Raw genomic sequence first — 18,611 nt, 5'->3', positions numbered from 1 at the left:
TTTCAAACAGTTTTTTTGCTGATCATTTTCGACTATCTTTAAACTGACACTAAAACTAATCTATGAAACCATACGGCTTATTCATACAATACTTAAGTATCGTTTTTTGTTCTGTTTTGATTTCTAGTTGTGATTTTAATCAGATCAATTTGCATCATTCACAAGAATATAAGGTATTTCCAGATGCTGTAAAACAAGGTGACTTTTATGCAAAAGCATTAAGTGCCACTCATCTTATATCCAATTATCCTACTGATAGTACAAAAACTAAAAATGATACGCTTCATTGGCATCTCACCAAAGATATCTCACACTATCCTAAATTTGATTCCCACTTTCAAATTCTAAATGCACTATATAATATGTCTTTGGAGGAGTTAGAGATGAATATTAATCAGGATAGCTTATTTGATACCGGAGAAAAGTGGAAAGGTGTTTGGACGCGAGATATCAGTTACTCTGTTATTTTAGCATTAGCCATTACAAATCCCGAGATATCTAAAAAAAGCCTGCTGCATAAGGTTAAAAATGGGAGGATCATTCAAGATACAGGTACAGGTGGATCCTGGCCCATTAGTTCGGATAGGATGATTTGGTCAACAGCAGCTTGGGAGATTTATCTCAGTACAGGAGATAAACAATGGCTTAAAAAAGCTTATTCTATTATAAAAAAATCGACAGAAACCGATCTGAATGTCGTTTGGGACTATAATGAACATCTTTTTAAAGGAGAGTCTTCATTTCTCGATTGGAGAGAACAAAGCTATCCCAAGTGGATGGATGCCAAAGATATTTACAGTGCATTTTCACTAAGTACTCAGGCTGTGCATTATCAAAACTTAATTATTTTATCAAAAATGGGTAAAATACTTAATCATGACACTCAAAAATATCAACATATATCCAAAGCCTTAAAGAAAAGTATTAATGAGAAATTCTGGATAAAAGACAAAAAGGTTTATGCTCAATTTAAATACAATTCACGCTCACCCTTGCTTTCAAATCGAACGGAGAATCTAGGACAAAGCCTTTGTATCCTTTTTGATATTGCTGATGATGAGCAAAAAAAGCAGATCATTATGAATACGGTTCAACTACCTTATGGTGTGCCATGCTTCTACCCTCAAATTCCAAACATTTCGCCTTATCACAATAATAGTATTTGGCCTTTTGTACAAGCTTATTGGAATTGGGCATCTACAAAAACTAAAAATGACGAATCTGTAAAACAGGGTTTAGCATCTTTAATCAGATCATCAGCCTTATTTCTGACCAACAAGGAAAACATGGTGGCTGAAACAGGTGATTTTAAAGGAACTGCAATTAATTCGAACAGACAACTTTGGAGTGTCGCGGGTTCTTTATCCAGTATTTACAGAGTCCTATTTGGTTTAAATTTTAAAGAAGATCACCTTCAGATTAGCCCGTTTATTCCTAGAGATTTTAAAGGTGAAATGAATATTACAAATCTCAAGTATAGAAACTCTACTTTGGATATTAAGGTTTTAGGTTTTGGAAATCAAATCAATTCATTCATGATTGATAGCTTTCCTTTAAATGAAAATGAAGTCTCTGGTCTGCTCAAAGGGCACCATAAAATCGTTATCGAGATGACAAATAATATGTCATATCGATCGAAAATTAAATTAAAGCAAAATGCGTTTTCACCCGAAATACCACAAGTTAAGTTAATTGATTCAAGTTTGGTTTGGCAACATCATGAAGATGAGAGGAAGTATCGAATTTTCTGTAATGGTAAATTAATTCATGAAACTCGAGATACGGTTTTTCAACTTCCAGAGTCAAAAATCAATTGTGAATATCAGCTGGAAAGTGTAGATAAGAATAAGTATCAATCATTTTTAAGTGAGCCAGTTTACATTAATCCCAAGGAAAAATTTCAGATTATTGAAGCTGAGTGGTTCTCCAATCAGAAGAATCCCTACATCGAGCTTAATCCTAAAAAGAATCCCAACTTCATTTTCAAGTTAAAGGTCAAAGAATCGGGAACTTATTATATAGATTTCAGGTATGCCAATGGTAATGGGTCTTTAACCAGCAATAATCAATGTGCTACCCGCAGCCTGTGGGTTTCGCATGACTATTTAGGGACTGTGGTATTTCCACAACGTGGTGAGGATGATTGGAAAAACTGGGGATTTTCGAACACCCTTAAAATCAATTTGAAAAAAGGTAGCAACGATTTAAACTTGAAACTTGAGAGATTCAACGAAAATCAAAATATCAAAAATACAGCTGCACTTATCGATCAGATTAGAATAAGAAAAATTGACTAATCGTCAACATAAACAAGTAATTTCAAGATGACAAGAAAAGAGCATGAATTACCCAAAGTAACGGAAGATTGGGGATGGAAATATCATCATTTGGGTATTCCTACATCAATAAAAATGCCCAATGAACGTTATTTAGCTCAATTTAAATTTTACATCTCTGGATTTTCTGAAAGCCCTTTTGGTATAGAATGGATGCGATTTGACTCTGATAGTCCCATGCATGAGCTTATTCAATCAGTCCCACATCTGGCTTTTGAGGTTAATGATTTAGATCATGAACTGGAAAAACATAAGTTTGAACTATTAGCAGAGCCCAATTCGCCGATGGATGACGTGAGAGTCGCCATGATTAGGCACAATGGCGCACCTATAGAACTGATCGAATTTAAAAAGAAAAATCCTGATTCTTAAGAATCAGGATTTCATATTTTAGTTGCATGGGCTACTTATCGTATTGTCTTAAGTGCCTCGCTAACTGATTGAGAAAGATGTTCAAAGATATCTTCTTCGTTTCCAACACCATTTACAACTCTAATTTTATTTTGCTTATCGTAATATTCACTTACTTTAGAACTACGCTTTTCGTATTGCTCTAAGCGGTGAATAATAATGTCGGTATCCGCATCATAAGCTCTACGACTAAATGTCTTACCCCGAGCTGCTAAACGCTTAATCGATTCTAAAGTAGAAACCTCAAGTTCCAAAGCTGTTGTAATTGTCGATTGCATTTTTCTTAATAGGCCATCAAGAATATAGGCTTGAACAATGGTACGAGGGAATCCTTTAAAAATAAAACCATTGGCATCAGGATGAGTTTTAATCTGACGTTCAATCAGTTTAATGGCAATCTCATCTGGCACAATATCTCCTTTTTCAATATATTCCTTGGCACTGATCCCCATTTCAGTTCCTTTCTTAATCTCCTGACGCATCAGGTGACCAGTGGAGATATAAACCAAATTGAATTTTTTAGCCAACATACGACCTTGAGTCCCTTTTCCAGAACCTGGAGGGCCTAAAAGAACCATATTAATCCATGAACGCTCAACAGTCTGATCAACAACAGAAGTTAATCGTCCAAAAATTTCTTCAACATCTCCCATTCCATCAATAGGATGATAAATTTCCTTTTCTTCATAAAACTCAGCAACAGGAGCTGTTTTAGTGTCATATTCCTTAATTCGAACATTGATAACCTCTTCGGTATCATCAGATCGATTTTCAGTTTGAGAACGCTTAAGAAGACGATTTTTCAAATGTTCGTTGGGAACTTCCAAACTCAACATACAATCAAGTTTAGTATTCAGTTTAAGCAATAAGCCTTCTAAAATATAAGCCTGAACAGTGGTACGAGGAAATCCATCAAATAAGAAACCATTCACCTCAGTATTAGAGGTTATTCTTTCCTCAATAATCTGAACAATGATTTCATCAGGAACCAAACCTCCTTGTTTAATGATATCTTTAGCTTGAAGACCTAGCTCACTACCTTCAGCAATTTCTGCTCGCAGAATATCACCTGTAGAGATATAAGCCAGATTGTATTTCTCAACCAGCATTTTAGATTGAGTTCCCTTACCAGCACCCGGAGGGCCGAATAGTGCTATATTTAACATGCGTAGATATTAATGTTTGTTATCCTTGTTTAGCGATCAAAATTAGAAAAAAAAGATAAGCCTACATATTAATTTAAAAATTTATACGAAAATGTCATGATTGATTTATCACTGCCCCTGAAATAAATTGCAAGTCATCTTCTTAAGAAAACGATAAAAGAAACTAGCGAAATAAATAGCGAACAAGAAAACCGCCCCTTATTAGTTTGACGCCATAGCGGAAAACCCACGAAAAAAGATGTAGTAATCCAATAAAAAAGAAGATGGGATAAATGGGGTTGGTCCAGAAAGTATGGTTTATTATAGAAAAATAAGAATACGCTATAACTAAAATAATACCCCCAAGCAATTCGTATCGCCAAACAATCAGCAAAGCGAACATCATGAGCATATGCGTATAAAAAAGTTTAAGCAATTGAGGACTCATATGAGAGGGATCATCGATACCAAATTCTATAGCGAACCATGCAAAAAACAGGAATAGAAACACCCCTAGGAATCGTGCAAGCCAACGAATGATTGAGATGATTAATTTAAGCATTTATGTGTATTAAAGAATCGTTAATGATATTTTCAAATATAGATGAATAATTAAGGTTTTAAAAATTTATACCTAGCTTATTCTGAATATTTTCCTACACATAAATAATATTCAAATCTATAGATGTAATCTGTTAACACATTGAAGTCTATTATTTATTGACTTTCTGCTTTTTTCGCCTTATCTTATTTATAGAATTCAGAACTCTTATAAGTAGCAGCAAACTATTGGAATAAAACTTAAAAATGAAGCCTTATGAAAGCAAATTACATTTGTCCACACTGTCGAAGCTTTTTAAATGTTGGCGATAAAATCATTATTGCTGCAAAAAATAGTCAAAAAGAAACAGGAATTCTTCTTTTAAGTATGAAACTGGGTGACTATACCGTATTGAAACACCCCTCCTTTAATGTTGAGAAAGGAGAAAAAATAAATATGTTCTGTCCATCCTGTAATAAGACTCTTAAAAAAAAGAAGGTTCATAAAAATCTTTATGGCATCATTATGCAAGATGAAGAAGATAAGGAAATGCAAATACTGTTCTCTGGAATCTATGGGGAGAAATGCACGTATCGAATCACAGATAAAGATGTCGAAGGCTTTGGAGATGATGCAAGTAAATACATCGATTTGGACAACCTCATCTCGATGAGTTAAGTACAAAAAAAAACGAATCTTCAGAGATTCGTTTTTTTATTCCTAATATTTCAAAACAGGCAAGCTTAACTTGTACCGAATACAGACCAACCTGAAAACGATGATGCAGATGACCGTTACAAAAAGATTAACCGTAGAATCAACTTGCAAATATTTTAAAAATAAAAACAATAAGCCACCTACTATACAGGCCACTGCATAGATTTCCTTTCTGAATATCAAAGGAATATCGTTACATAAAGTATCGCGAATAACCCCACCCATTACGGCAGAGAACAAGCCCATAATAATAGCTAATGCGGGATGAATTGACAAAGAAATAGCTTTCTCTATCCCAATAATTGTGAAGACACCAATTCCAATTGTATCAAAGAGAAAAAGGGTTTTCTTTAGTTGCATAATCATTCCCTTAAACAAAAAGGTTACAATAACACCAAGCGTTATAACAAGCAGATAATTTAAATCAGAAATCCATGCTACCGGGAAATTTCCCAATATCAAATCACGCAATGTTCCACCACCAATCGCGGTTATAAAACCAGTAAAGAAAGCACCAAACAAATCGAGTTTCTTATTGGCAGCTGAAAGAGTTCCTGAGATTGCAAAAACAAAAGTTCCTATCAAATCAAGGGCGTAGATTACAGACATAAGCTTTAGTAAATGAATGAATGTGTTATTTTGTAAATGAGTAAATGAGCCTCCCAATTATATCAGGAGACTCATTCTATTATTTTTGTTAATGATTAATTATCAATGATAATAAATGATTTTTTAAAACCTCTAGAGAATCAAAATCAACTATCAGTTCATAAAACTAATAAAGACAAATTTTCACAAAAGGTCAGAAATAACTTCTGTATTATCACTAATTATTAATCGTTCATCGATCATCATATTACTTCTCTTCTTGAGCATCAACAACTGCAATAGCAGTCATATTAATCAATTCACGCACCGTACAACCCATTGGTACAACGTGAAAAGGCTTAGCTGTTCCCAAGATAATTGGTCCGATATTCTCAGAATCATCAAGATCTTGCATCAACTTATAAGCAATATTTCCAGAACTTAAGTTAGGGAAGATAAGTGTGTTCACATCTTTACCCTTAAGCTTATTGAATGGGAAATTTGCATCGCGCAAGTTCTTATCCATTGCAAAATTCAATAGCATCTCGCCATCAACAGCCAAATCAGGATGATTCTTGTGCAAGAATTCAATGGCATTGTGAACTCGTTGTGGACTACCCGTTTTTACGGCGCCAAAATTCGAATAAGACAACATCGCCATTGCTGGTTCCTGATTGAATTTCTTAACAGCACGAGCAGTAATCAATGTTGTATCAATCAATGATTCCTCGGTCGGTTCAGAATTCACAGTGGTGTCTGCAAAGAATAAAGGTCCTTTTTTAGTCATCACAATATTCATCCCAACCAACGAATTCATTCCTTCTTCCTTACCAATTACTTTTTCAGCAATGTTTAACGTTTCGAAATAACGAGTTGCGTACCCTGAAATAAAAGCATCAGCATCACCTGCCTCAACCATAGTTGCACCAAAGTAATTACGATCGAACATCTTCTCAACCGCCTCTTTATGTACCAATCCTTTACGACCTAACTTAGCACATAAGATATCTGCATAACGTGTTCTTCTCTCACGCTCAGCTTCCGAACGAATATCGATGATTTCCGCACCTTCAAGATTCAGATCATTCTCTTTCACCAATCGCTGAATATTCTCGGTATTCCCCAATAAAATTGGTTGTGCAATTCCTTCGTGAAGTGCAATTTGAGCTGCCTTAAGAATATTAAAGTTGTTTGCCTCAGGGAATACCACACGCTTAGGTGCTTTCTTCGCCTTATTAAAGATCGTACGAAGCAATTCATTTTCAGTTCCCAATCGCAACTTCAATTCCTCAGCATAAGCATCCCAATCCATATCCGTCTTACGGGCGACACCTGAATCAACAGCTGCCTTGGCCACTGCTACAGCTACACGCGAAACCAAACGAGGATCCATCGCTTTAGGAATGATGTAATGCTTACCAAAAGTAATATTCGCTTCATCGTATGCCGCATGCACCGACTCTGGAACGGGCTCTTTTGCCAACTCAGCAATAGCATGAACCGAAGCAATTTTCATTTCTTCATTAATCGCAGTCGCTCTTACATCTAGTGCACCACGGAAAATATAAGGGAATCCCAATACATTATTAATCTGATTAGGATAATCCGAACGACCTGTAGCCACTACAATATCGTCACGAACGGCCATAGCCTCATCGTAGCCAATTTCCGGATCTGGATTCGCTAGTGCAAATACAACCGGATTCGGAGCCATAGATAAAACCATCTCCTTTGTCATAGATCCACCAACAGAAAGACCTAGAAATACATCACATCCAACAACAGCCTCTGCCAAAGTTGTTAAATCTCTTTGAGTGATGAATTGCTTCTTCTGCTTATTCAAGTCAGTACGCTTAGCATTGATAACACCTCGGCTATCACACATCACCACATTTTCAGGCTTCACACCCAATGAAATGTATAATTTAGTACAAGAAACTGCAGCTGCACCAGCGCCATTTACGACAACTTTTACATCTTCAATCTTCTTCTTCCCTATTTCCAGAGCATTCAATAAACCTGCTGCTGAAATAATAGCCGTTCCGTGTTGATCATCGTGCATCACTGGGATATCCAATTCTGCTTTCAATCTCTCCTCAATTTCGAAACACTCAGGAGCCTTAATATCTTCAAGGTTAATTCCTCCAAAAGTTGGAGCAATCGCCTTGACGGTTTGAATAAATTTTTCGACATCCGTCTCATCGACCTCAATATCGAATACATCAATATCAGAGAAAATCTTAAATAATAATCCTTTGCCCTCCATAACTGGCTTACCAGCTAGAGCTCCGATATTTCCAAGACCTAGTACTGCGGTACCATTAGAAATAACGGCAACTAGGTTTCCTTTTCCTGTATAACGATAGGCGTCTTCAGGATTTTTTTCAATTTCAAGACAAGGCTCTGCAACTCCCGGACTGTAAGCCAAAGATAAATCACGTTGAGTTCTGTAAGGCTTTGTAGGGATCACTTCAATTTTCCCTGGACGTCCTTCCGAATGATAATTTAATGCGTCAGTTGACTTTTGTTTTGACATAACTCTCTTGTGTGTTGTTTTTACCCAATAGATGGGCGATTTTAAGTTTGGAAAATCTTTCTAAAGTCATTTCATATTCAGTATACATCGCCTTTATGTCTAAAGGCGATCTGAAAATTGAAGACTCTCAAAGATTTCGCAAATCTAGTTATAAATCAGGAAATATGTCTTTCCTTTTCACAATGATTTCACTAGCTTAAGGAGTTCTAATTTTTAATCGTTTTCATAATCATACTGGTACTCATCGTGCATTAAATTTCTCGATATGGAGATAAAGATTATTGATTAATATAATTTGGCTGTTAGAGTCTCCCTCTATACATTTGTAAGCATAAACAATAAAAGAGTCATAAATCTTAAAATCTAAATACAATGCAATCATTAATCGGAAGAAAAGCTCCTGCATTTCAGGCAAACGCAGTATTAAACGGAAATCAAATCACTGAAGGTTTCTCATTGGACCAATTTGTAGGCAAAAAAGAAGTTGTTTTCTTCTTCTACCCTCTTGACTTTACTTTTGTTTGTCCAACAGAGCTAATCGCTTTCCAGGATAAACTTGAGGAATTTGAAAAACGCAATGTTGCCGTTGTGGGTTGTTCTGTAGACTCAGAATTCTCTCACTTTGCATGGTTAAACACGGAGAGAAACAAAGGTGGTATTAAAGGGGTGACTTATCCATTGGTAGCTGATCTTTCTAAAACTATTGCTGAAAACTTTGGTGTTTTAGCTGCAGACTACGATTACGATGAAGAAGGTAATGCGGTCATATCTGGTGCTCCTGTAGCTTACCGAGGTTTATTCCTTATCGACAAAAAAGGAATCGTTCGTCACTCAGTCATTAACGATTTACCATTAGGTAGAAGTGTAGATGAAGCCATCCGTATGGTTGACGCTTTACAACATTTCGAAGAGAACGGTGAGGTTTGTCCTGCAAACTGGAGTAAGGGTGAAAAAGCAATGGAAGCTACTCAAGAAGGCGTTTCGGAATACCTAAGCGACAAGTAAAAAAGAAGCTATATTGTTCTATGGCTATAAAGTAAAATACTTACATTGTTAAACGACTATAGTCTAACATTGTTAAAAGAAATCATAAAAAAACAACAGTGACTAATTACTAGTGACTAAAAAAACGAAACAAAAATGAAAATCAATAGATACCAGGATATTACAACAATCGAAGGAGAAGGAAAAAAAGATTATATCGATCGTCACTCAGCATTTTTACATTGCGAAGATTCAGCTAAGGCTGGTGAAAAGTTTACTGTAAAAGTAAAAGTTGGTGATGCTTATCCACATCCTGATGATTTCGATCATTATATTGCCTGGGTTCAACTTTGGGATGGAGAGAACATGTTAGCTCAAACTAACTTCACTGCTGGTGCACTTGGTAGCACGCCAAATCAAGCTGAGGTCGATTTCTATATCGTTCCTGGTAAAAAAATGAAGTTGACTGCTGCTGCTTTCTGCACAAAGCATGGTCTTTGGCATTCAGATGAGAAAATTGTTGAAGTAGAAAAAGTTGCTGTAGAGGCCTAATCTACTTTCATTATAAGATAATAGCTCAATGGTTTTATAACTGTTGGGCTATTTTTATATCATATCATATCATCTAAAATTTTTAACAGAACCACTAATTAACACTAATGGGCACTAATTATTTCTCAAAATACAACTCTCTTATATTCTAAACTCTTAGTTCCAAAATTAACAAGTAAACCAACTTTTTTGTTTGTGGCCTTCATATAATTCATGAGTTGTGCCATATGATTATCATCTAAAGATTTCACAGTCTTCAGTTCAACTATGATCTCATCATAACACAAGAAGTCAGAATAATACTTCTTATCTAGTATAACACCTTTATAGTTAATCTCGATTTGGCATTCCCTTATGTGATCTATATCAGCTTTAACCAATTCAATCTCTAGGGCTTCTTGATATACACCTTCTAAAAATCCAGCACCTAATTCAGAATGTACAAGCATGCATAAACCAACAATATCATAGCACTCTTGCTTAAACTTATTATCACTATTCATAATAAAAACATTAGTGGAAATTAGTGTTAATTAGTGGTTCTTTATTAGTTGAATACATTCAGCTAAAGACACACGCCAATGTGGTATATCAATGCCAAAGTCAGCCTTAATCTTGGCTTTATTCAGAACCGAATAGGCAGGTCGTTTGGCTGCTGTTGGAAAATCTTTCGATTCAATGGGATTTAACTTACAATTGATATTAGCCATCTCCATAATAGACTGAGCAAAGTCATACCAGGATGCTACGCCCTCATTGGAATAATGATACAATTTGCCTTTTGTATCCATGCGTCCTGGCTTGCTGATAATATCCAAACAGACCTTAGCCAAATCTTTCGCCGAGGTTGGTGTTCCAATCTGATCGTAAACAACGGATAAAGCCTCTCTCTCTTCGCCCAAACGTAGCATGGTTTTCACAAAATTGTTCCCAAAGGAAGAATACATCCACGACGTTCTGATGATAATCGAGTTGGTAGGGGAATGCATAATCTCCATTTCACCGGCACGTTTCGTTTTACCATAAGCACTTAAGGGGCAAACCGGCATTCGTTCGGTATAAGGTCGATTGGCTGTTCCATCAAAAACATAGTCCGTTGAAATATGAATCAATTTGAGTTGATACCTTTGGCTACTAGCCACCAAATGCCCAACCGCCTTGGCATTAACCAAGCCAGCTATCCCTGCATTTTGTTCAGCCTTATCGACTGCCGTATAGCCAGCACAATTGATGATAGCTTGAAAGCCCTGATCTTTAATAAATTCATTTAATAGAAGCTGATTACAAATATCAAGTTCTTTAGAAGTAGGACAGACAAATTCCAATTCCGGATAGGCAGAACTGATTGCTTTTATTTCAGATCCCAATTGGCCTCCGGAACCAGTTATTAGTATTTTATTTTTAGATTGAACCACAGTTGAAGTAAATTTTACGGATTATAAACTAAAGAACGGACATTTCCCTGAGCTATTGCCTAAAGTTAATAAGATCGAAGGATTAATTATTTCAAGCTTAACTTAAAAAAATCAACCATAGATTACAAAATATTAAACCACTAATAAACACTAATTTCCACTGATTAAATAGAAAGACTAAACCTATTGTCTTAGCGAGGAAGTATGACGAAGCTATCTCATTATAGAAGAGCTGTTGTCGGTTTTAGGACTCCACCTTTATCCTTGTTTTTCCTTTATCCCTTAACCTTGTTACTTTATCCTTGAATTTTCTTTAATCCTTATACATGGATTCATAATACTTCTGATAGTCACCAGACGTCACATTCTCTAACCATTCCGTATTCTCAAGGTACCATTTTACAGTCTTTTCTATGCCTTCCTCAAATTGAAGTGAAGGTTCCCAAGCCAATTCATCTTTCAGTTTAGTTGAATCAATGGCATAACGTAAATCGTGACCAGCACGATCGGTCACATAGGTGATTAGTTTTTCAGAAGTTCCTTCTTCTCTACCTAATAAGCGATCAACCGTTTTAATCATCACCTTAATCAGATCGATGTTCTTCCACTCGTTGAATCCTCCAATATTATAGGTGTCACCTACTTTTCCTCCATGGAAAATCACATCAATAGCGCGAGCATGATCTTCTACGAATAACCAATCACGAACATTCTCACCCTTACCATAAACAGGAAGCGGCTTATTTTTGCAGATATTGTTGATGAAAAGCGGAATCAACTTCTCAGGAAACTGATAAGCTCCATAATTATTCGAACAGTTAGAAATGACGGTTGGTAAACCAAAGGTATCCTGAAAAGCACGCACAAAATGATCGGAAGAAGCCTTAGATGCAGAATAAGGAGAATGTGGATCATAGGCCGTTTCTTCCGTAAAGAAGCCTTCTTCTCCAAGCGATCCGTAGACCTCATCCGTAGAAACATGATAGAACAACTTATCTTCAAACTGTCCTTCCCAGGCAAACTTTGCCACTTGTAATAGACTTAAAGTTCCCATCACATTGGTCTGAGCAAAAGAGAAAGGATCCTTTATGGATCGGTCAACATGTGATTCTGCAGCTAAATGAATGACTCCATCAATCTCATAATCCAGAAAGATTTTCTGAACCTTTTCAAAATCGCAGATATCACACTTCACAAATTCATAGTTCTCTTTGTCTTCTATATCCTTAAGATTAGCCAAATTCCCTGCATAAGTCAGCACATCCATATTAATGATACGGTAGTTTGGGTATTTATTAACCAATAAACGAACAAGGTGAGAACCAATAAATCCTGCACCACCAGTAATAAGTATATTTTTCATAAACCACAGATTACACATTGATAAAAATAATTCAACCACTAATTTGCACTAATGGACACTAATTATACATTTATAAAATGACTCTATTGTATTCTAAGCTATGGGAACCAAAGTTAACCAGTATAGTCTATTCCAATCTCTAATAAAAAAAAAATGAACCACAGATTTAGCAGATTTTCACAGATTAAAGAATAAAACGCTTATACTCTAAACTAGTCGAACCAAAATTAATTAGAAGCTTCATTAAAAAATAATTCAACCACTAATTTGCACTAATGGACACTAATTATACATTTATAAAATGACTCTATTGTATTCTAAGCTATGGGAACCAAAGTTAACAAGTAATCCAACTTTTTTATTTGTAGCTTTCATACAGTTCATTATTTGTGCCATATGATTATCATCGAGTGATTTCAAAGCTTTCAATTCAACTATTATCTCATTATAACACAAAAAATCAGCATAATACTTTTTATCCAATATAACACCTGCTGAATTCAAGCCGCTAATGCAACTGCTTCATTATTAACAATAATATCATAACACTCTTGCTTTAAAGTATTTTTATCATTAGGTTTCATTATAATAACGAATTAGTGAAAATCAGTGCTAATTAGTGGTTAAAAAAGTATTAGAATGGATTCTCAGTTTCAGATAGTGGCTTCAAACCTTTATCTTTCTCTGACAATTGAATTTCATCAGCATTAATTCCCCAATCAACATTTATTTCTTCATCATTCCAGGCCATACCTGAGTCGTAATCAGGTGCATAATATTGATCCACTTTATAAGCTATAGTTGCGGTTTCACTCAAAACCAGGAAACCATGTGCAAAGCCCTTAGGAACAAAAATCTGTTTCTTATTCTCTCCACTTAAGACAATTGAAAGTGACTGTTTATATGTGGTTGAATCCTGGCGGAGATCCACAACCACATCCAAGATTTCCCCTTCTATACAACGCAATAACTTCGACTGCGTATAGGGTGGTTTCTGAAAGTGCAAGCCTCTCAACACCCCTTTAGTCGACTTGGATTCATTGTCCTGAATAAAATCGATCTTTCCCACATGTTTCTCAAACGCCTTCTGGTTAAATGATTCAAAAAAGTAGCCCCTATCATCCCCAAATACTTTGGGTTCGACAATGAATACATCAGTTATATTTGTTTCTATATAATTCATTTTCTTAATTTAACCGCAAATTCAAATATGAGAACCACTAATTTGCACTAATGAACACTAATTATAAAATTACTCTCTTGTATTCGAGACTTTTGACACCAAAATAAATAAGTAGACTCAGAAAAAATAATTTAACCACTAATTTGCACTAATGGACACTAATTATACATTTATAAAATGACTCTCTTGTATCCTAAGCTATGGGAACCAAAGTTAACTAGTAAGCCTACTTTCTTGTCTGTAGCTTTCATATAATTCATTAACTGTGCCATATGATTATCATCGAGTGATTTCACAACTTTCAGCTCAACAATTACCTCATTATGACACAAAAAATCAGCATAATACCTCTTATCCAATATAATTCCTTTATAATTGATTTCAATCTGACATTCTCTTATATGATCTATATCAGATTTAATAAACTCAATCTCCAGGGCTTCTTGATAAACTCCCTCTAGAAATCCAGGGCCTAATTCAGAGTGAACAGCCATACATAAACCTACTATATCATAACACTCCTGTTTATAAATATTATCTCTGTCTGATTTCATTTTTTTTAAAATTAGTGACAATCAGTGTTTACCGAGCTTGCGAGATCGACGAAGTCCATTAGTGGTTAGAAAATAATCGTTTATTTCTCTGTAATTAATTTCAAAAGGTATTCGCCATAGCCACTCTTACTTAAAGGCTCTGCCAGTTTTTTAAGTTGATCAGCCGTGATATAGCCCATCTTATAAGCGATCTCTTCCAAACAAGCAATCTTTAAGCCCTGTCGGGTCTCTACGGTTTCGATAAACTGACTCGCATCCAATAAGGATTTATGGGTTCCGGTATCTAACCAGGCATAACCACGTCCCATCAATTCCACCTTCAACTTCCCTTGATCCAGATAGTGCTGATTCACCGAAGTGATCTCCAATTCGCCACGAGCAGATGGCTTCATTTCTTTGGCAATCTGTATCACATCATTGGTATAAAAATACAAACCAATCACTGCATAGTTTGATAAGGGTTTCTCAGGCTTTTCGATAATCGAAGTCACATTACCAGCTTGATCGAAACCAGCCACACCATAGCGCTCCGGATCAGTCACATAATAACCAAAAACGCTTGAACTCCCATCTTGTTCCACATGATAACGTGCTTGCTGCAAGAGTTCTGTAAAGCCATGTCCGTAAAAGATGTTATCTCCCAAAACCATACAAACGGAATCATCCCCAATAAAGTGCTCCCCTATGATAAAGGCCTGTGCCAAACCATCAGGACTTGGCTGTTCTTTATAGGACAATTTCAAGCCCAATTCTTCCCCTGTTCCCAATAATTTAATAAAATTGGGTAGATCTTCGGGTGTGGATATAATTAATATCTCCTGAATACCTGCCAGCATCAAAACGGAGAGAGGGTAATAGATCATCGGTTTATCGTAAATGGGCAGAAGCTGTTTTGACACCCCTTTGGTTATGGGGTATAAACGCGTTCCTGATCCACCTGCTAGTATGATACCTTTCATGCTTAGAGTATTAGATGATAACTATTCGTACCAATTTTTACCGATCGAAACAAGTTATCTAATCATTTTTTATGTATCAACAAATATACTCTAATAAGCTTAAAAGGAAAGAAAGGTTAAAGGGAAAAAGGTTAAAGAAAGGATATTGACCTCCTTCGCAGTAAAACTGCTACGGTGGATAAAAAAAGATTAAACCACTAATATGTTAACGAGCTAGCCAGTAAACTCAAAAAAAAATGTTTTAATCACAGATGAAAACAAATAAAAAAAATATTTAACCACTAATTGACACTAATGATCACTAATTGTAAGAAAATATTTGTCACACTGGTCACTAGACAATAGCGGTGCATTGAGCGTTCTTCGGAGCATATGACTCCTTAACACTTTAAACCACATATAAACAAATTAAAAAAAATATTTAACCACTAATTAATTTCATTGATCTCGCAAGCTCGGTATACACTGATGGACTTCATCTAACTCGCAAGCTCGATTTTCACTAATTATTTACATCATATTTTATCATTATAATCAGCGTCTAATTTTTTCTTATAAGTCTGTCAGGAACGACTTCGTCATACACTTACAGGTTTTCAGACTTTTCGACTGCTAAACCTATTTGAGTCTACCACAGATGAAAAGAATTTAACTACTCATTTTCACTAATAAACACTAATTAAAGAGAAAGCTTCATGACTTACTGTCTTAGCGAGGAAGTATGACGAAGCTATCTCATGCTAAAAGAGCTGTTATCAGTTTCCATCTTCGCTAAAGCTTTTATGGATGCGATCGGTTGTCAGGACTACAGACTTTATAACTCTTTAGACTTCATAGACTTTATTAGATCACTGAACCTTAACATCTCAGAACTATCTGACAAGCGCAAAGATACAGCTAGCTTATTTTAAAAAGCCTTGACTACGGATATCTTTATGAATTTGGATAATATCATCGGGAATATCACCACCAATGAGCCAATTAACATCCAAACCATTCTGAATAGCTAGCTTCATTAAATAATCATTTTGAGCAATTTGATAACCGAGCTTTTCCAAATCCATTTGCAGATCAATGAAATAATCTTCATGCAATTTACTAATTAATGTCAGTATTTTAAATGCTCTGGCAATAATGTACAGACAACATTTGTAAGCTTTAGAATAGGGTGCATCAGATATTTTACTGCTATTAGCCTGCAAAACCTTAATTAACATTTGAAGGTTTAGACTAACCTCACCATAGCGATCTCTGGTTGTTCTAACATAGTCAGAAATATCACCACTTAGATACCTCATATCCATATGCAAATAACCCGGGCTATAATATCCTGTCGTCATACTTTCGATCTTTATATCAACAACAGTCGCCATCTCTTGCCTTTTTATATCTATAGAGTCGGTGTCGACTAAATCAAAATATAAACGATCTACAAGCTTAGGATCCTTCTTCAATAATCGAAATATCAGCTTATCTTTTTCCTTCGAAGATAAACGACTAATAGCCTCCTTAAGTTCTTTGTCCAATATCATGTTTTTTTTCAAAAATAGTTTATTAAGGGGAAAGTACAATAAAAATATTCTAATGATAAAGAGAACAAGCTTAAATGAAAAAGGAAAGTAAAAGACGAAAAGTTCAATTCGGTTTTAAATTTAAGCGAATATAATTCAATCTATGATAGGAGAAGTAACCATTCTCTGAATATAGGATTGATGATCTTATAAGCTTTCTCCTTTTTAAAAATTAAATTTTTCTTTGATAAGCTTTGAATCGCCCTAAGCATAGAAGAACTCGCAGGAAGCTGATATCTATCGCGTATAACAGAAGAAAAAAGCTCTTCATCCTTTCTAAGTACCGCTATAACAAAAATAACCTGCCGTTGTATATTGGTGAGTTGATCATAAATATCTTGTAAAAACATGGATTGACTTTGCAATATTTTCTCCAACCAAAGCTCATTAAAATCAGTCCTTTCCTGATCAACACCTGCACGAATCATATCAAAAACAACAGAGGCAAAATATTGTGTAAAATGAGGGTGCCCTTCCGATTTTAAAATGATCTGATTTAAGTGTTCCGGAAGAAGCTTTAAGCCCTTTTCTTCAAATTTTTGATTGATAAAAAATCTCCAGTCCTCCTTACTGATTTCACCAATATTCATTTTTACAGCAAACTCATAAAAAGGAGAATAATCCGAAATAAAAATATCTTCCATCAATGATTGTTGACTCCCCAAAAAAATATAGGAAATATTTTCATGTTCCTGAAAAGCAGACCTCATCCAATTGATTAAAAATGGCTCAATTCTGTTTATTTCCTGAAACTCATCAAATGCGATACAAATTGGCTTTTTATATTTCTTGGCGATTTGAGCAGGAATATTTAAAATACGTTCAACATCCATTTGGTCTTTAATTCCATATTTTTCGATCACAAATGAGGGTGATCCATTTTCATCTATGGAAACTGAAGTTTTAAAATGGGTAAAATACTCGGCAAGTTTTTTGATCAAAACACTGATATTCTGATCCCAACTGAATAAGTTCTTTGCAATTGCATCGGCATATTTCCTGCAAAAATCATCTAAGGATTTCACATTGTACAAGTCCAGATAAATACTTTTTATTTCCTGATCCTCTAACACTTTTTGAATCAAAGACGATTTACCATATCTACGCGGAGAGTATAACCAAACAGAATAAGCATCTTTTATGTAAGTGCTCAAAAGCAACAACTCTGCTTTACGGTTACAAAACTTATTGTGTTTGACTATTGAACCAAAACTAAATGGGTTATTGATATGTGCTTTCATATGCGTGTTACAAATATGCGTGTTACAAATATGCGTGTCGCAATTATGCGTACTGGAAATATACAAAACTATATTGGGAAAGACAAGAGGTGGGTCGCAGCCTGTCGGTTATCGGTCAATGGTCACGAGTCACGGGTTGCCATTCGGGATTGATTGCTGATTGTCAGTTTTCAATTATCGCACGCCACTTTATCATTTCGATATTTCGGCAAGCTCAATACAACGCTCCGCTCCATGCACCGCCTTTCCTTCCTTTTCGTTCGCCGTAGCAGTTTCTACAAAGGAGGCCTCCAGCTATGCTCAGCCTTATTTTTTTCTTTTTTCCCTTTTCCCTTTTCCCTTTTCCCTTTTCCCTTTATCCTTTATCCTTTATCCTTTATCCTTTATCTGGAGTTGCTACATTTACTTGGACAGTGAGTTAAGGTATAATTATCTTAATAATTTATATCTTAGAAAATGGAAAAAGAGAGACGAAAATTTAGTAGAGAGTTTAAATTAAATGCTGTTGAGTTAAG

The 18,611-nt window shown here is 35.4% G+C and carries 18 protein-coding genes; 5 read left to right on the top strand and 13 right to left on the bottom strand.

What is annotated here, in order from left to right:
* Positions 1–62: 62 nt before the first annotated feature.
* Both DWB61_RS14085 and DWB61_RS14080 read left to right on the top strand, forming a co-directional pair.
* The gene (locus DWB61_RS14085; protein WP_125031552.1) at positions 63–2,297 is read left to right on the top strand and encodes an alpha-L-rhamnosidase-related protein; all 2,235 of its coding nucleotides are present in this window, start codon (positions 63–65) and stop codon (positions 2,295–2,297) included.
* Positions 2,298–2,324: 27 nt separating this feature from the next.
* Positions 2,325–2,708: a VOC family protein gene (locus DWB61_RS14080; RefSeq protein ID WP_125031551.1), complete on the top strand. Its 384-nt coding sequence runs from the start codon at positions 2,325–2,327 to the stop codon at positions 2,706–2,708.
* Between the two features lie 35 nt (positions 2,709–2,743).
* Here DWB61_RS14080 and DWB61_RS14075 read toward each other — a convergent pair whose 3' ends face one another.
* Both DWB61_RS14075 and DWB61_RS18030 read right to left on the bottom strand, forming a co-directional pair.
* On the bottom strand, positions 2,744–3,913 hold the full coding sequence (locus DWB61_RS14075) for an adenylate kinase (protein WP_125031550.1): 1,170 nt from the start codon (positions 3,911–3,913) through the stop codon (positions 2,744–2,746).
* A gap of 163 nt (positions 3,914–4,076) precedes the next feature.
* Positions 4,077–4,454, bottom strand: a complete 378-nt coding sequence (locus DWB61_RS18030; protein WP_125031549.1) for a DUF7670 domain-containing protein — start codon at positions 4,452–4,454, stop codon at positions 4,077–4,079.
* 255 nt (positions 4,455–4,709) lie between these two features.
* On the opposite strand from DWB61_RS18030, the gene DWB61_RS14065 reads away from it, so the two are divergent.
* Positions 4,710–5,111, top strand: coding sequence for a hypothetical protein (locus DWB61_RS14065; RefSeq protein WP_125031548.1), 402 nt, complete (start codon positions 4,710–4,712; stop codon positions 5,109–5,111).
* A gap of 42 nt (positions 5,112–5,153) precedes the next feature.
* Here the strand turns inward: DWB61_RS14065 and DWB61_RS14060 are convergent, their stop codons facing one another.
* Entirely contained in the window at positions 5,154–5,759 is a 606-nt protein-coding gene (locus tag DWB61_RS14060; RefSeq protein ID WP_125031547.1) for a trimeric intracellular cation channel family protein, read from the bottom strand.
* Between the two features lie 247 nt (positions 5,760–6,006).
* The gene (locus tag DWB61_RS18025; protein ID WP_125031546.1) at positions 6,007–8,274 is read right to left on the bottom strand and encodes an NADP-dependent malic enzyme; all 2,268 of its coding nucleotides are present in this window, start codon (positions 8,272–8,274) and stop codon (positions 6,007–6,009) included.
* Positions 8,275–8,646: 372 nt separating this feature from the next.
* Between DWB61_RS18025 and DWB61_RS14050 the strand changes: the two genes are divergently transcribed.
* Both DWB61_RS14050 and DWB61_RS14045 read left to right on the top strand, forming a co-directional pair.
* A complete protein-coding gene (locus DWB61_RS14050; protein ID WP_125031545.1) occupies positions 8,647–9,279 on the top strand; it encodes a peroxiredoxin in 633 nt (210 codons plus the stop codon).
* Between the two features lie 135 nt (positions 9,280–9,414).
* The gene (locus DWB61_RS14045; protein WP_125031544.1) at positions 9,415–9,810 is read left to right on the top strand and encodes a desulfoferrodoxin family protein; all 396 of its coding nucleotides are present in this window, start codon (positions 9,415–9,417) and stop codon (positions 9,808–9,810) included.
* Positions 9,811–9,935: 125 nt separating this feature from the next.
* On the opposite strand, the gene DWB61_RS14040 is transcribed toward DWB61_RS14045, so the two are convergent.
* The 9 genes from DWB61_RS14040 to DWB61_RS14000 all read right to left on the bottom strand — a co-directional run bounded on the left by DWB61_RS14040 (position 9,936) and on the right by DWB61_RS14000 (position 18,096).
* Positions 9,936–10,313 (bottom strand): GxxExxY protein, encoded by a 378-nt coding sequence (locus DWB61_RS14040; protein WP_125031543.1) that lies wholly within the window; start codon positions 10,311–10,313, stop codon positions 9,936–9,938.
* A 30-nt stretch (positions 10,314–10,343) separates the two neighbouring features.
* The gene (rfbD, locus tag DWB61_RS14035) at positions 10,344–11,225 is read right to left on the bottom strand and encodes a dTDP-4-dehydrorhamnose reductase (protein ID WP_191984784.1); all 882 of its coding nucleotides are present in this window, start codon (positions 11,223–11,225) and stop codon (positions 10,344–10,346) included.
* 313 nt (positions 11,226–11,538) lie between these two features.
* Positions 11,539–12,588 (bottom strand): dTDP-glucose 4,6-dehydratase, encoded by a 1,050-nt coding sequence (gene rfbB / locus DWB61_RS14030; protein WP_125031542.1) that lies wholly within the window; start codon positions 12,586–12,588, stop codon positions 11,539–11,541.
* 294 nt (positions 12,589–12,882) lie between these two features.
* The gene (locus tag DWB61_RS17990; RefSeq protein WP_225423404.1) at positions 12,883–13,071 is read right to left on the bottom strand and encodes a GxxExxY protein; all 189 of its coding nucleotides are present in this window, start codon (positions 13,069–13,071) and stop codon (positions 12,883–12,885) included.
* Positions 13,072–13,222: 151 nt separating this feature from the next.
* Positions 13,223–13,771, bottom strand: a complete 549-nt coding sequence (gene rfbC / locus DWB61_RS14020) for a dTDP-4-dehydrorhamnose 3,5-epimerase (RefSeq protein WP_125031541.1) — start codon at positions 13,769–13,771, stop codon at positions 13,223–13,225.
* Between the two features lie 170 nt (positions 13,772–13,941).
* Entirely contained in the window at positions 13,942–14,325 is a 384-nt protein-coding gene (locus DWB61_RS14015; RefSeq protein ID WP_125031540.1) for a GxxExxY protein, read from the bottom strand.
* 80 nt (positions 14,326–14,405) lie between these two features.
* Positions 14,406–15,284, bottom strand: coding sequence for a glucose-1-phosphate thymidylyltransferase RfbA (rfbA, locus tag DWB61_RS14010; protein WP_125031539.1), 879 nt, complete (start codon positions 15,282–15,284; stop codon positions 14,406–14,408).
* A gap of 902 nt (positions 15,285–16,186) precedes the next feature.
* A complete protein-coding gene (locus DWB61_RS14005) occupies positions 16,187–16,816 on the bottom strand; it encodes a hypothetical protein (RefSeq protein ID WP_125031538.1) in 630 nt (209 codons plus the stop codon).
* A gap of 140 nt (positions 16,817–16,956) precedes the next feature.
* Entirely contained in the window at positions 16,957–18,096 is a 1,140-nt protein-coding gene (locus DWB61_RS14000) for an AAA family ATPase (RefSeq protein ID WP_125031537.1), read from the bottom strand.
* Positions 18,097–18,611 lie beyond the last annotated feature (515 nt).

It is taken from the genome of Ancylomarina euxina, assembly GCF_003863355.1.
GTDB lineage: Bacteria > Bacteroidota > Bacteroidia > Bacteroidales > Marinifilaceae > Ancylomarina > Ancylomarina euxinus.
The sequence above is the reverse complement of the archived record's forward strand: the minus strand, read 5'-3'. Positions and strand labels throughout refer to the sequence as shown.

Coding starts and splice junctions, on each gene's coding strand:
- DWB61_RS14000 (WP_125031537.1), bottom strand. CDS start 18,096: ATGAAAGCACATATCAATAACCCATTTAGTTTTGGTTCAATAGTCAAA.
- DWB61_RS14060 (WP_125031547.1), bottom strand. CDS start 5,759: ATGTCTGTAATCTACGCCCTTGATTTGATAGGAACTTTTGTTTTTGCA.
- DWB61_RS14085 (WP_125031552.1), top strand. CDS start 63: ATGAAACCATACGGCTTATTCATACAATACTTAAGTATCGTTTTTTGT.
- rfbC (WP_125031541.1), bottom strand. CDS start 13,771: ATGAATTATATAGAAACAAATATAACTGATGTATTCATTGTCGAACCC.
- DWB61_RS14080 (WP_125031551.1), top strand. CDS start 2,325: ATGACAAGAAAAGAGCATGAATTACCCAAAGTAACGGAAGATTGGGGA.
- DWB61_RS14065 (WP_125031548.1), top strand. CDS start 4,710: ATGAAAGCAAATTACATTTGTCCACACTGTCGAAGCTTTTTAAATGTT.
- DWB61_RS18030 (WP_125031549.1), bottom strand. CDS start 4,454: ATGCTTAAATTAATCATCTCAATCATTCGTTGGCTTGCACGATTCCTA.
- rfbB (WP_125031542.1), bottom strand. CDS start 12,588: ATGAAAAATATACTTATTACTGGTGGTGCAGGATTTATTGGTTCTCAC.
- DWB61_RS14045 (WP_125031544.1), top strand. CDS start 9,415: ATGAAAATCAATAGATACCAGGATATTACAACAATCGAAGGAGAAGGA.
- DWB61_RS14075 (WP_125031550.1), bottom strand. CDS start 3,913: ATGTTAAATATAGCACTATTCGGCCCTCCGGGTGCTGGTAAGGGAACT.
- rfbA (WP_125031539.1), bottom strand. CDS start 15,284: ATGAAAGGTATCATACTAGCAGGTGGATCAGGAACGCGTTTATACCCC.
- DWB61_RS14005 (WP_125031538.1), bottom strand. CDS start 16,816: ATGATATTGGACAAAGAACTTAAGGAGGCTATTAGTCGTTTATCTTCG.
- DWB61_RS14040 (WP_125031543.1), bottom strand. CDS start 10,313: ATGAATAGTGATAATAAGTTTAAGCAAGAGTGCTATGATATTGTTGGT.
- DWB61_RS14050 (WP_125031545.1), top strand. CDS start 8,647: ATGCAATCATTAATCGGAAGAAAAGCTCCTGCATTTCAGGCAAACGCA.
- DWB61_RS18025 (WP_125031546.1), bottom strand. CDS start 8,274: ATGTCAAAACAAAAGTCAACTGACGCATTAAATTATCATTCGGAAGGA.
- DWB61_RS14015 (WP_125031540.1), bottom strand. CDS start 14,325: ATGAAATCAGACAGAGATAATATTTATAAACAGGAGTGTTATGATATA.